The sequence below is a fragment of the Serratia sp. (in: enterobacteria) genome, assembly GCF_046715635.1.
In the GTDB taxonomy this organism is placed as follows: domain Bacteria; phylum Pseudomonadota; class Gammaproteobacteria; order Enterobacterales; family Enterobacteriaceae; genus Chania.
Genome location: NZ_JBKJYW010000152.1, coordinates 1 through 13621 on the forward strand (window position 1 = coordinate 1; position 13621 = coordinate 13621).

9 protein-coding genes are annotated in these 13621 nt (G+C 57.3%); 7 read left to right on the forward strand and 2 right to left on the reverse strand.

Features of this window, described 5'->3' with window-relative positions:
- Positions 1-130 precede the first annotated feature (130 nt).
- Positions 131-1084 carry an aldo/keto reductase gene (locus ACLQ7H_RS07425; protein ID WP_411752111.1) on the reverse strand — a complete coding sequence of 318 codons (954 nt, stop codon included), beginning with the start codon at positions 1082-1084 and terminating at the stop codon, positions 131-133.
- A 272-nt stretch (positions 1085-1356) separates the two neighbouring features.
- Between ACLQ7H_RS07425 and ACLQ7H_RS07430 the strand changes: the two genes are divergently transcribed.
- The 6 genes from ACLQ7H_RS07430 to baeR are packed head-to-tail and all read left to right on the forward strand — an operon-like array spanning position 1357 to position 12385.
- Positions 1357-2613, forward strand: coding sequence for an MdtA/MuxA family multidrug efflux RND transporter periplasmic adaptor subunit (locus ACLQ7H_RS07430; protein ID WP_411752112.1), 1257 nt, complete (start codon positions 1357-1359; stop codon positions 2611-2613).
- Positions 2613-5732, forward strand: coding sequence for an MdtB/MuxB family multidrug efflux RND transporter permease subunit (locus ACLQ7H_RS07435; protein ID WP_411752113.1), 3120 nt, complete (start codon positions 2613-2615; stop codon positions 5730-5732). The genes ACLQ7H_RS07430 and ACLQ7H_RS07435 overlap by 1 nt, the downstream gene beginning before the upstream one ends.
- Positions 5729-8809, forward strand: coding sequence for a multidrug efflux RND transporter permease subunit MdtC (gene mdtC / locus ACLQ7H_RS07440; protein ID WP_411752114.1), 3081 nt, complete (start codon positions 5729-5731; stop codon positions 8807-8809). The genes ACLQ7H_RS07435 and mdtC overlap by 4 nt, the downstream gene beginning before the upstream one ends.
- Before the next feature lie 34 nt (positions 8810-8843).
- The gene (locus ACLQ7H_RS07445) at positions 8844-10289 is read left to right on the forward strand and encodes an MFS transporter (RefSeq protein ID WP_411752115.1); all 1446 of its coding nucleotides are present in this window, start codon (positions 8844-8846) and stop codon (positions 10287-10289) included.
- Positions 10286-11656, forward strand: coding sequence for a two-component system sensor histidine kinase BaeS (gene baeS, locus ACLQ7H_RS07450; RefSeq protein WP_411752116.1), 1371 nt, complete (start codon positions 10286-10288; stop codon positions 11654-11656). The genes ACLQ7H_RS07445 and baeS overlap by 4 nt, the downstream gene beginning before the upstream one ends.
- Positions 11657-11668: 12 nt before the next feature.
- The gene (gene baeR, locus ACLQ7H_RS07455) at positions 11669-12385 is read left to right on the forward strand and encodes a two-component system response regulator BaeR (protein ID WP_411752117.1); all 717 of its coding nucleotides are present in this window, start codon (positions 11669-11671) and stop codon (positions 12383-12385) included.
- A gap of 118 nt (positions 12386-12503) precedes the next feature.
- Here baeR and ACLQ7H_RS07460 read toward each other — a convergent pair whose 3' ends face one another.
- Entirely contained in the window at positions 12504-12767 is a 264-nt protein-coding gene (locus tag ACLQ7H_RS07460; protein WP_411752118.1) for an antitoxin, read from the reverse strand.
- 424 nt (positions 12768-13191) lie between these two features.
- Here ACLQ7H_RS07460 and ACLQ7H_RS07465 point away from each other — a divergent pair, with 424 nt between their 5' ends.
- Entirely contained in the window at positions 13192-13530 is a 339-nt protein-coding gene (locus ACLQ7H_RS07465) for a YegP family protein (RefSeq protein ID WP_411752119.1), read from the forward strand.
- Positions 13531-13621 lie beyond the last annotated feature (91 nt).

A 13621-nucleotide genomic window follows, 5' to 3' on the forward strand; every position in this document is an offset into this window, starting at 1 on the left:
TAGCGCCTGCATCTTAACACCATACAATCCAACCTAAAAAAGTCTAGGTGATTTAAAATAATATAAATCAACACAAATCTGACTCCCTCTCCGTGTGGGAGTGGGTTGGGGTGAGGCGCGTCGCAGAAATTTACCAGGCACTGGCCTCATCCAACGCCTTGATATCCTCGGCCGCCAATTGCAGATGCGTAGCACTCACCAACTCATCCAACTGGGTTAACGAAGTGGCGCTGACGATGGGCGCGATGATGCTTGGGCGAGCAATCAGCCAGGCCAACGAGATCTGCGCGGGTGTGGTCTGGTGTTTCTCTGCCAGCAGATCGAGCGCCGCCAGAATGCGGAAACCGCGCGGATTCAAATAGCGCGATACGATGGTATCCCCGCGCTGGCTCTTACCCACATCTTGTGCGCTGCGATATTTGCCGGTGAGAAAACCGCTGGCCAGTGAGAAGAAGTTGATCACCCCCAACCCCTGCTGCTGCGCCACCGCTTCCAACGCCTGTTCATAGCCTTCACGGGCATACAGATTGTATTCCGGCTGCAGGGTTTCATAGCGCGCCAGCCCGTTTTGCTCACTGACTTTCAGCGCTTCCACCAACCGATCCGCCTGATAGTTGGAGGCGCCAATGGCACGCACTTTCCCGGCCTTGATTAGCTCATCAAACGCCGCCAGGGTTTCCGCCAGCGGAGTGTCCCGGTCATCATCATGGGACTGATAGAGATCGATGTAATCGGTTTGCAAACGGCGCAACGAATCCTCTACGGCCTGACGAATATAACGTGGCGACAGGCCTTGCTTGCCCTCCCCCATCGGTTTTCCCACCTTGGTAGCGATGATCACCTGGTCGCGCTTGCCGCTTTTCTTCAGCCAGTGACCAATCACCGTTTCTGATTCACCGCCTTGATTGCCCGGCGCCCAGCTCGAATAGACGTCGGCGGTATCGATAAAATTCAGCTGATTGGCCACCAGCGCATCCAACAGGCTGAAAGACGTGGCCTCGTCTGCCGTCCAGCCAAATACGTTGCCGCCAAAGGTCAGTTGCGGGACCTGAATGCCTGAACGACCCAACGGTTTCTTGCTCATGATGTGGCTCCTGAGGGAAAAGAAAAAATTCGCTCTCAATTATTAGCGCGAAAGCGGCTGGAACGCTAAAACGAATCGGTTATATGTCAGAAAATGTCTAGCTAAGCGTTGTTTTGGTAAAATAGACATTCTCCGCCGATAAACCTGACGCTTCCTCCATATTTCCTTCATTTTTACACCGTGACGGCTCGCTAAACTAGTATCCTGTAAGGAGTATCACTTTTGGCAACTGATTGCCCGCACGACTGTCTCTGGAGAGAATGCCCAACGCCATGAATACAAAACCCAAACGCCGCTCACTGCGCCTGCTAGCCCTAGTTATCGTGGTGCTTGCCGCCATTCTGATCTGGCGTCACTTTAGCGCGCCACAGGCTACCGATGCAGCGCCGGGTGCGCACCAGGCAACTTCAGGCCCAGCAGGAGCTGCAGGCCGAGCCGGTGGTCCACGAGGGGCACCGATGTCTCCGGTACAGGCCGCCACCGCCACAGTGCAGAGCGTGCCGCGTTTCCTCTCGGGATTGGGCACCGCCACCGCGGCCAACACCGTGACCGTCACCAGCCGCGTCGATGGCCAATTGATGGCGATACACTTTACCGAAGGCCAACAGGTCAAGGCGGGAGACCTGCTGGTTGAGATCGACCCGCGCCCTTACGAAGTGCAATTAACTCAGGCTCTGGGGCAGTTGGCCAAAGATCAGGCGACGCTGGCCAATGCCAAACGAGATCTGGCCCGCTACCAACAACTGGCGAAAACCAATCTGGTATCGCGTCAGGAACTGGATACCCAGGAATCACTGGTTCGCCAGACCGAAGGGGCGATCAAGGCCGATCAAGGGGCGGTGGACAGCGCCAAACTGCAAATAACCTACAGTAAGATCACCGCACCGATTGATGGCCGCGTGGGCCTTAAGCTGGTTGACGTGGGCAATTACATCGCCAGCGGCAGCACTACCGGCATAGTGGTGATCACCCAAACGCATCCGATCGATGTGGTCTTCACCCTGCCGGAGAGCAATATCGCCGATCTGGTCAAAGCACAGAAAGCTGGCCCCGTGAGCGTCGAAGCCTGGGACCGCACCAACCAGCAGTTGTTAACCACCGGTGAGTTATTGAGCCTGGATAACCAGATCGATACCGCTACGGGCACCATCAAACTGAAGGCTCGCTTCGATAATCAGGATGATGCGCTGTTCCCGAATCAGTTCGTTAACGCCCGGCTGAAGGTCGCCACCCTGCAAAATGCGGTAGTGATCCCACCCGCTGCACTGCAAATGGGCAATGAAGGTAACTTCGTCTGGCTGCTGAGCGCAGACAATAAGGTCAGCAAGCATCTGGTTACCGCCGGTATTCAGGATAGCCAGCAGGTGGTGATTAGCGCCGGTGTCAATGCGGGTGACCGCGTCGTTACCGACGGGATCGACCGCCTGACCGAAGGCATGCAGGTTGAAGTGGTGGCTCCTCATAAAACCGCAGCCACCCCGGACGCGGAACAACCGAAACACCGCGGTAAACCTCAGGGGAACTCCTGATGCAGTCGATGTCCCCTCATAGCGGCGGCGGGCCTTCCCGCCTGTTTATTCTTCGCCCGGTAGCCACCACGCTGTTTATGCTGGCGATCATGCTGGCCGGGATCATTGGCTATCGTTCTCTGCCGGTTTCCGCCCTGCCGGAAGTGGACTACCCAACCATCCAGATCGTTACGCTCTACCCTGGCGCCAGCCCGGATGTGGTCACCTCGGCGATCACTGCGCCGTTGGAGCGCCAGTTCGGTCAGATGTCCGGCCTTAAGCAGATGGCCTCACAGAGTTCCGGTGGCGCATCGGTGATCACCCTGCAATTCCAGCTTGAACTGCCGCTGGACGTTGCCGAGCAGGAAGTCCAGGCGGCCATCAATGCCGCCACCAACCTGCTGCCCAGCGATCTGCCCTACCCGCCGATTTACAGCAAGGTTAACCCGGCCGATCCGCCGATCCTGACGCTGGCCGTCACCTCAACCGCCATGCCGATGACCCAGGTAGAAGACATGGTGGAAACCCGGGTGGCACAAAAGATTTCGCAGGTTACCGGGGTCGGTCTGGTCACCATTTCCGGCGGACAACGCCCGGCCGTACGGGTGAAGCTCAATGCTACGGCGGTAGCCGCCTATGGGCTGGATAGCGAAACCATTCGCACCGCCATCAGTAACGCCAACGTCAACTCGGCCAAAGGCAGCCTGGATGGCCCGACGCGTTCGGTTACGCTCTCTGCCAACGATCAGATGAAAACCGCTGAGGATTACCGTCAGCTGATTATCGCCTATCAGAACGGCGCGGCTATCCGCCTGCAAGATATCGCCACCATTGAACAAGGCGCGGAGAACAACCGCCTGGCGGCCTGGGCCAATAAAGAGCAGGCCATCGTGCTGAATATTCAGCGCCAGCCGGGTGCCAACGTCATCACTACCGCCGACAGCATCCGCGAGATGCTGCCAGAGTTGATCAAGAGCCTGCCAAAATCGGTTGATGTGAAGGTGCTGACCGACCGTACCACCACCATCCGGGCCTCGGTCAGCGACGTACAGTTTGAGCTGTTGCTGGCGATCGCTCTGGTCATCATGGTGATCTACGTCTTCCTGCGTAACGTTCCCGCTACCATTATCCCTAGCGTGGCGGTGCCGCTTTCCCTGGTGGGCACCTTTGCCGTCATGTATTTTCTCGACTTCTCCATCAACAACCTGACGCTGATGGCGCTGACCATTGCCACCGGCTTTGTGGTGGATGACGCCATCGTGGTGATCGAGAATATCTCGCGCTATATCGAAAAAGGCGAAAAACCGCTCGATGCGGCGCTGAAAGGGGCCGGTGAGATCGGCTTTACCATTATCTCGCTGACCTTCTCGCTGGTAGCAGTGCTGATCCCGCTGCTGTTTATGGGGGATATCGTTGGCCGTCTGTTCCGCGAGTTTGCGGTGACGCTGGCAGTGGCGATCCTGATTTCCGCGCTGGTGTCGCTGACGCTAACGCCGATGATGTGCGCCCGGATGCTTAGCCATGAGTCGCTGCGCAAGCAAAACCGTTTCTCCCGCGCTAGCGAGCGTTTCTTTGAGCGGGTGATCGCCCAATACGGCGTGTGGTTGAAAGTGGTGCTGAACCATCAGTGGCTGACGTTAGGCGTTGTCTTCGGCACTATGGCGCTGACCGTGTTGCTGTATCTGCTGATGCCGAAAGGCTTCTTCCCAGTGCAGGATAACGGCATCATTCAGGGCACGCTGGAAGCGCCACAGAGCGTATCATTCAGTAACATGGCCGAGCGCCAGCAGCAGGTCGCCGCCGAAATTCTCAAGGATCCGGCGGTAGAGAGCCTGACGTCCTTTGTCGGCGTGGACGGCAGTAACGCCACGCTCAACAGCGGCCGTTTGCAGATCAACCTTAAACCGCTGAACGAACGGAGCGATCGCATCCCCGCGATCATTACCCGCCTGCAACAACAGATGGCGCAGTTCCCCGGCGTGAAGCTGTATCTGCAACCGGTGCAGGATCTGACCATCGACACCCAGGTGAGCCGAACTCAGTACCAATTCACCCTCCAGGCGATGTCACTGGATGAACTCAGCCTGTGGGTGCCGAAGTTAATGGCCGAATTGCAGCAGGCGCCGCAACTGGCCGAAGTGACCAGCAACTGGCAGGATCAGGGGCTGGTAGCCTATGTGAATGTCGACCGAGACTCGGCCTCGCGCCTTGGCATCACCATGAGCGATGTCGACAGCGCGCTGTATAACGCCTTCGGTCAGCGCCTGATTTCAACCATTTACACCCAAGCCAACCAATATCGGGTGGTGCTGGAGCATGATGTCTCCAGCACACCAGGGCTTTCCGCGTTAAACGATATCCGCCTGACCAGCAGCAACGGTACCATCGTGCCATTGAGCACCATCGCCAAAATAGAAGAGCGCTTTGGCCCGCTGTCGATCAACCATCTCGATCAATTCCCGTCGGCCACCGTGTCGTTTAACGTGGCCGGTAATTACTCGCTCGGGGAAGCGGTAGAGGCGATCACTCAGGCAGAGAAAGACCTCAACATGCCCAAAGACATCACCACCCAGTTCCAGGGGGCCACGCTAGCGTTCCAGGCTGCGCTTGGCAGCACACTGTGGCTAATCCTGGCGGCGGTGGTCGCGATGTATATCGTACTGGGCGTGCTGTATGAGAGCTTTATCCACCCGGTGACCATTCTTTCTACTCTGCCAACCGCCGGGGTCGGGGCCCTGCTGGCGCTGATGCTCTCCGGTCATGAACTGGATGTGATCGCCATTATCGGCATCATCTTGCTGATCGGCATCGTGAAAAAGAACGCCATCATGATGATCGACTTTGCGCTGGCCGCCGAACGTGAGCAAGGCATGACGCCGTACGACGCCATCTATCAGGCCTGTCTGCTGCGTTTTCGCCCAATCCTGATGACCACGCTGGCCGCGCTGCTGGGGGCATTGCCGCTGATGCTGAGTACCGGCGTCGGGGCCGAACTGCGCCGCCCGCTGGGCGTCTGTATGGTCGGTGGCCTGGTGATGAGCCAGATCCTGACGCTGTTCACCACGCCGGTGATTTACCTGCTGTTTGATAAATTGGCGCGCAATACCCGCCGCCAGCCAGAACCGCAGGAGCAGCCGTGAAATTCTTCGCCCTGTTTATCTACCGGCCGGTCGCCACGACGCTGTTGACGCTGGCGATCACCATCGCCGGGGTGATTGGCTTTCGGCTGCTGCCGGTATCACCGCTGCCACAGGTGGATTTCCCCGTCATTCTGGTCAGCGCTTCGTTGCCTGGCGCCGATCCGGAAACCATGGCCTCTTCGATGGCCACACCGTTGGAGCGGGCCCTGGGCCGGATCGCCGGGGTGAATGAAATGACCTCGACGAGTTCACTTGGCAGTACCAGGGTGATCCTACAGTTCGATCTTGATCGCGATATCAACGGGGCTGCGCGTGACGTTCAGGCTGCGATTAACGCCGCCCAAAGTCTGTTACCTACCGGGATGCCAAGCCGGCCCACCTATCGCAAGATCAACCCGTCCGACGCGCCAATCATGATCCTGACGCTGACTTCGGATACCTACAACCAAGGGCAGCTATATGACTTCGCTTCAACTCAGCTGGCGCAAAAAATTGCCCAGACGGAAGGCGTAGGCGATGTCTCGGTCGGCGGGAGTTCCTTACCTGCGGTGCGCGTGGAGCTTAATCCCGGTGCCTTATTCAACCAGGGGATTTCACTGGATGCAGTACGGCAAACTATCGCCAATGCCAACGTGCGCCGCCCGCAAGGCGCGGTGGATGACCCGCAGCAGCGCTGGCAGATCCAGGCCAACGACGAATTGAAAACCGCGGCGGCCTACCAGCCGTTGGTTATTCACTATAACAACGGCGCGGCGGTACGGTTGAGCGACGTGGCCAACGTCATCGATTCGGTCCAGGACGTACGCAACGCCGGGATGACCAACGCCAAACCGGCCATCATTCTGACCATCAGCCGTGCTCCCGGTGCCAATATCATTCAAACCGTGGATCGTATCCGCGCCGAGTTGCCCGCATTGCGGGAGAACATCCCCGCCTCGATCGAACTGAGTATTGCCCAGGATCGCTCACCGACGATCCGTGCCTCGCTGGCCGAAGTAGAGCAATCACTGGTGATCGCCATCGGGCTGGTGATCCTGGTGGTATTCATTTTCCTGCGCTCTGGCCGCGCAACGCTGATCCCGGCAGTGGCCGTACCGGTTTCCCTGATCGGTTCGTTTGCCGCCATGTACCTTTGCGGCTTCAGCCTGAACAATCTGTCGCTGATGGCGCTCACCATCGCCACCGGTTTTGTGGTGGATGACGCCATCGTGGTGCTGGAAAATATTTCGCGCCACGTCGAGGCCGGAATGAAACCGATCAAAGCCGCCCTGCAAGGGGTACGGGAGGTTGGCTTCACCGTGCTTTCCATGAGCGTATCGCTGGTAGCGGTGTTTATCCCCTTGCTGTTTATGGCCGGTTTGCCGGGTAGGCTGTTCCGCGAGTTTGCCGTAACGCTTTCGGTATCGATCGGGCTTTCATTGCTGATTTCGCTGACGCTGACGCCGATGATGTGCGCCTATCTGCTGCGCTACCAGCCACCGCGCGAACAGCGGCGTATTCGGGGTTTTGGCCGGATGTTGCTGAGTTTACAGCAGGGCTATGGTCGCTCGCTCAACTGGGTGCTGGGCCATTCCCGCTGGGTGTTGGCAGTGTTCCTGGCCACCATCGCCATCAACGTCTGGCTGTATATCAGCATTCCAAAAACCTTCTTCCCGGAACAGGATACCGGCCGCCTGATGGGCTTTATCCAGGCCGACCAGAGCATTTCCTTCCAGGCAATGCACGTCAAGCTGCAGAACTTTATGAAGATCGTGCGGGAAGACAAGGATGTGGATAACGTCACCGGCTTCACCGGCGGCTCGCGTACCAACAGCGGCTCGATGTTTATCTCACTCAAACCGCTGTCGGAACGTACCGATGATGCCCAGAAGGTGATCGCCCGCCTGCGTGCCAAACTGGCGAAAGAGCCGGGGGCCAACCTGTTCTTGATGGCGGTGCAGGATATCCGCGTCGGCGGACGGCAGGCCAACGCCAGCTACCAGTACACGCTGTTGGCCGACGATCTGGGCGCACTGCGCGAATGGGAGCCGAAGATCCGCACCGCGCTGGCGGCGTTGCCAGAGCTGGCGGACGTCAACTCCGATCAGCAGGACAGAGGCTCGGAAATGGATCTGACCTACGATCGCGAAACCATGTCGCGGCTGGGCATTTCGGTCAACGACGCCAACAACCTGCTCAACAACGCCTTCGGACAGCGTCAGATTTCTACCATCTATCAGCCGCTGAACCAATACAAAGTGGTGATGGAGGTGGCTCCGCCCTATACCCAGGATGTCAGCTCGCTGGACAAAATGTTTGTGATCAACAGCAGCGGTCAGCCAATTCCGCTGTCTTATTTCGCCCAATGGCGCCCAGCCAACGCACCACTGGCGGTGAACCATCAGGGGCTGTCCGCAGCTTCCACCATCTCATTCAACCTGCCGGACGGTGGCAGCCTGTCTGAAGCGACAGCGGCCGTCGAACGTACCATGACGCAGCTGGGAGTCCCCTCCACCGTGCGAGGTTCGTTTGCCGGTACCGCGCAGGTGTTCCAGGAAACGCTGCAATCACAGCTGTTCCTGATCGCTGCCGCCATCGCCACGGTGTATATCGTGCTGGGTATACTGTATGAGAGCTATATCCATCCACTGACCATCCTGTCTACGCTACCTTCTGCCGGGGTTGGGGCGTTACTGGCGCTGGAACTGTTTGACGCACCGTTTAGCCTGATTGCGCTAATCGGGATTATGCTGTTGATTGGTATCGTCAAAAAGAATGCCATCATGATGGTCGATTTTGCCCTGGATGCGCAACGCAACGGCGGGATCAGCGCCCGTGAGGCCATCTTCCAAGCCTGCTTACTGCGTTTTCGCCCTATCATGATGACAACGTTGGCTGCCCTATTTGGCGCCTTGCCGCTGGTTCTGACCAGCGGCGACGGGGCGGAGCTGCGACAACCGCTGGGGATCACCATCACCGGGGGGCTGCTGATGAGCCAATTGTTGACGCTGTATACCACGCCGGTGATCTATCTGTACTTTGACCGCTTACAGATGAAGTTCCGTCGCGGTGAAAAACTGACGCCGCTGCCTCACTGATCGGCAGTAATGCGGGAGAGAAAGGGCCTATGAGATGAGCATCAAACCCAGCGCCCCGCCAGGGTCCACCTCGGTGCAATGGCAGCTGTGGATCGTGGCTTTCGGCTTCTTTATGCAGACGCTGGATACCACCATCGTCAATACCGCGTTGCCCTCCATGGCGGTCAGCCTGGGGGAAAACCCGCTGCGCATGCAGTCGGTGATTGTCTCCTATGTGCTGACGGTGGCGGTGATGCTGCCCGCCAGCGGCTGGTTGGCGGATCGGGTTGGCGTCAAACGGGTGTTCTTCAGCGCCATCGTGCTGTTCACGCTCGGGTCGATCCTGTGCGCCCGTTCGGAAACCCTGAATGAGCTGGTGGCCTCCCGCGTGATACAGGGCATCGGTGGCGCGATGATGGTGCCGGTCGGCAGGCTGACGGTGATGAAAATCGTCCCGCGTGAACAGTATATGGCGGCGATGACCTTCGTCACCCTGCCCGGCCAGATCGGCCCGCTGATGGGGCCAGCATTGGGGGGCTTTCTGGTGCAATACGCCAGTTGGCACTGGATCTTCCTGATCAACATTCCCGTGGGTATCGCTGGAGCGATTGCCACCGCGCTGCTGATGCCCAATTACACCATGCAGACCCGGCGTTTCGATATCAGCGGCTTTATCATGTTGGCGATCGGCATGGCCACGCTGACGCTGGCGCTCGACGGGCATAAAGGCATGGGGCTTTCCTCTGCCACCATCGCCGGACTGGTGGCGATGGGTTGCGCTGCGCTCGCTGGCTACTGGTTGCACGCCCGTGGTAACAGCCGGGCACTGTTCTCACTGCGGTTATTCAAGACGGAAACCTATCGCGTCGGCCTGACCGGCAGCCTGTTGGGGCGGATTGGCAGCGGTATGTTGCCCTTTATGACACCGTTGTTTCTGCAGGTGGGCATGGGGTTTTCCCCGTTCCACGCCGGGTTGATGATGATCCCGATGATCATCGGCAGCATGGGCATGAAGCGCATCGTGGTGCAGGTGGTGAATCGCTTCGGTTACCGTAATGTGCTGGTGGCCGCCACGCTGATGTTGGCGCTGGTGACCCTGAGTTTTCCGCTGGTGGCGATGCTGGGCTGGGTTTATCTGCTGCCGCTGGTGCTGTTCTTCCAAGGTATGGTTAACTCCCTGCGTTTTTCCGCCATGAATACCCTGACGCTGAAAGATCTGCCCGACCGGCTGGCCAGCAGCGGCAACAGCTTGCTGTCGATGGTGATGCAGCTTGCCATGAGCCTGGGCGTCAGCATTGCCGGCATCCTGATTGGTAGCTTCGCGCATCATCAGGTGGTGGCCGATAGCCCGGCTATCCACAACGCCTTTATCTACAGCTATGGCTGCATGGCGCTGATTATTGCCCTGCCGGCGCTGGCTTTCGCCCGCGTACCGACCGACATCGCCCCCAACCGTACGTTGACCAAAGAGCCGGGCACTGGCTCCACGAGGAAACAATGAGAATTGGCATAACCGGCAAGCTGTTTATGGCTATCTTCGCCACCTGCATGTTGGTGTTGATCACTATGCACTGGGGGGTACGCGTCAGCTTTGAACGGGGGTTTATCGACTATATCAAACACAGCAATGAGCAACGCATCAGCATGCTCGGCGACGCGTTGGAAGATCAGTTTCGCCGCCACGGCAACTGGGAGTTTCTGCGTAACAACGATCAGGTGGTGTATCAGATCATGCGTTCGTTTGAGCAGAACAGCGACAGCAGCCACAATCTGCCCCCCAAGGGCTGGCGCACCCAGTTCTGGGTGGTGGACAGCCAGTATAACCGGCTGGTGGGTCATTCCGGCCCGATCCCTAAAGAGAGTACCCGCCACCCGATTCATTACAACAATCAGATCGTCGGTTGGGTGGTAGCAACCCCGCCGGAAAAACTGACGCGCAATGCGGACATCAACTTCGATCGCCAACAGCGGCGCACCAGTTGGATGATCGTTGGGCTATCCACCTTGTTGGCGGCGGCAGTGACCTGGCTGATGTCGCGCGGCCTGCTGGCACCGGTTAAACGCCTGGTCGGCGGCACTCATCGGCTGGCAGCGGGTGATTTCAGCGCTCGGGTGGCGGTCAGCAGCCAAGATGAGCTGGGCCGGCTCGCGCAGGATTTTAACCAGCTTGCCACCTCACTGGAAAAGAACGAACAGATGCGGCGGGCGCTAATGGCGGATGTTTCCCACGAGTTGCGTACCCCACTGGCAGTACTGCGTGGCGAGTTGGAGGCGCTGCAAGACGGTGTTCGCCAACCCACACCAGCCTCGCTCAGTTCGCTACAGGCGGAAGTCTCAACCCTCACCAAATTGGTGGACGACCTGCACCAACTGTCACTCTCCGATCTCGGCGCCCTCGCCTACCGTAAATTGCCGGTAGATTGCGTACATCTGGTGCAGATCGCAGTGGCGGCCTTCCGTGAGCGTTTTCATGCCAAGCAGTTGGAAATCGTCACCTATCTGCCGGAGCAGATGCCACTGTTTGGCGATCCTGACCGACTGCTCCAGTTATTCAACAACCTGTTGGAAAACAGCCAGCGCTATACCGATGCCGGTGGTCGACTGGAGATTGGTATTGAACGCCTGCCAGGAACCGTGCGAATTTATTGGCAGGACAGCGCCCCAGGAGTGAACGACGAGCAGCTAGCTCTCATCTTCGAACGCTTTTATCGCACTGAAGGATCGCGTAACCGCGCCAGCGGCGGTTCGGGGCTGGGGCTCTCCATCTGTCAGAACATTGTGGAGGCGCATGGCGGCGAGATCCGCGCACAACACTCGCCTTTAGGCGGCGTGCGCATTACAGTAGATTTCCCCATCTCTGGTGAATAATAAGGTTATTTGATGGAAAACCAAAATCAGCCACTACAGATCATGATTGTGGAAGATGAACCCAAGCTGGGCCAGCTGTTGGTGGATTATCTGCAGGCCGCTGGCTATGCCACCCGCTGGCTGAGCGACGGCAGCGAGGTGATCCCGGCGGTGCACGAGCATCCACCGGCGCTTATTTTGCTGGATTTGATGCTGCCAGGCTGCGATGGCTTAACCCTTTGCCGTGAGCTACGCCGCTTTACCGATATCCCCGTCATCATGGTGACCGCCAAAATCGAGGAGATCGACCGCCTGTTGGGGCTGGAGATCGGGGCGGATGACTACATTTGCAAGCCTTATAGCCCACGTGAAGTAGTTGCCAGGGTGAAAACCATTCTGCGCCGTTGCTATCGGCCTGCGGAACATAGCGATGATGATTCACTGTTGCATATTGATGAGCCGCGCTTTCAGGCCAGCTATCAGGGCCATATCCTGGATCTGACGCCAGCGGAATTCCGCCTGCTGAAAACCCTGGCTTGTCAGCCAGGCAACGTGTTTTCACGCGAACAGTTGCTGAACAATCTGTACGATGATTACCGGGTGGTGACCGATCGCACCATCGATAGCCATATCAAGAACCTGCGCCGCAAGCTGGAACTGATCGACGGCGACAAAGCGTTTATCCGTTCGGTCTACGGGGTGGGTTACCGCTGGGAAGCCGAACAGTGCCGGCTGGTCAATGGGCTGTGACGCTCACTGCGTCCAGTCTTCCACCTCAAGCTCCGCGACCCTTTAGGGGCGCTGCAATTGCTGCGCCCGTTTGGTTAATAATTGGATTGGCTCGAAGCGAACATGGTTGCACCACGACTTAAAATCTGTTGTTAAATGGATCCCGCTCGGTAATACCTTGCAGGCGATCTTCAGCCGCCAAGAAATTTCCCGGCACTACCACATTTTGCAACATTGCCAGCAACGGCTGCCAAGAGTCAGTCTCCAATGGCTGTTTCGACAAAATGACATTGCCTTGCTCATCACGGCGAATATAAACCTGGCTCGTATCAAACTCGAACTCCATAGGCAATCTCACCGCCTGATTTCTGCCCGTTCTAAAAAGCTTAGTGGTCCTTTCCATGCACACCTCCATGAAACCGATGTCGGCCAAAACTTAAGCCCATTTAATCTTGATGCAAAAACTAAATGGCTGCGGCTAGTCGTACTACAGATGGGAGTCATACAGAACGCCGACACGCCGTGAACCCGTCGATGGGGGCTGGTATCGCGCATCCCGGCGCTCAACGGTCGGCTAACCTGCAATGACTCCCACCTGTCTCAAGCATTTGGTGAAGCGGTATTAAACACAGCGCCTTAGCTCACCTGATTTTATTCGTTTTTACCAGAACGAATTTTAACCATGCAATCCTTTCTGTTCAAACCATCAGCACAAAAAACCCCCCCTTTCTGTGCACTGATACGCATTACTTCACCGTTAAAAAAAACGCTTGCCGAGACATTAGCTACACTTATCTCACTTATTGGCACTAATCAGGAGCAGGACCATGGCAACCGGACATTATGAACTGACAAAATCGAGCAACGGGCAGTATCACTTCAACCTGAAGGCCAGCAATGGCGAGATCATTCTTGCCAGCGAGATGTATGCCAGCAAAGCCTCGGCGGAAAACGGCATTGCGTCCGTGCAAACCAATTCGCCTCATGAAGCGCAGTTTGAAGTGAAAATCAGTAGCAATAACAAACCCTATTTCGTGCTGAAAGCCAAAAACCATCAGGTGATTGGCACCAGCCAGATGTACAGTTCAGATAGTGCAGCAAAAAGCGGTATTCAGTCGGTGATCAAGAATGGCCCTACCACTGACGTGCGCGATTTAAGTGCATAAATATTATCCGGCCTGCGCGCGGTATCCACTGCCGCGCGGTTTTTCTGATGATGAAGATCAATCTCCCCTGAGAATTTCCGGTTAATTGCTG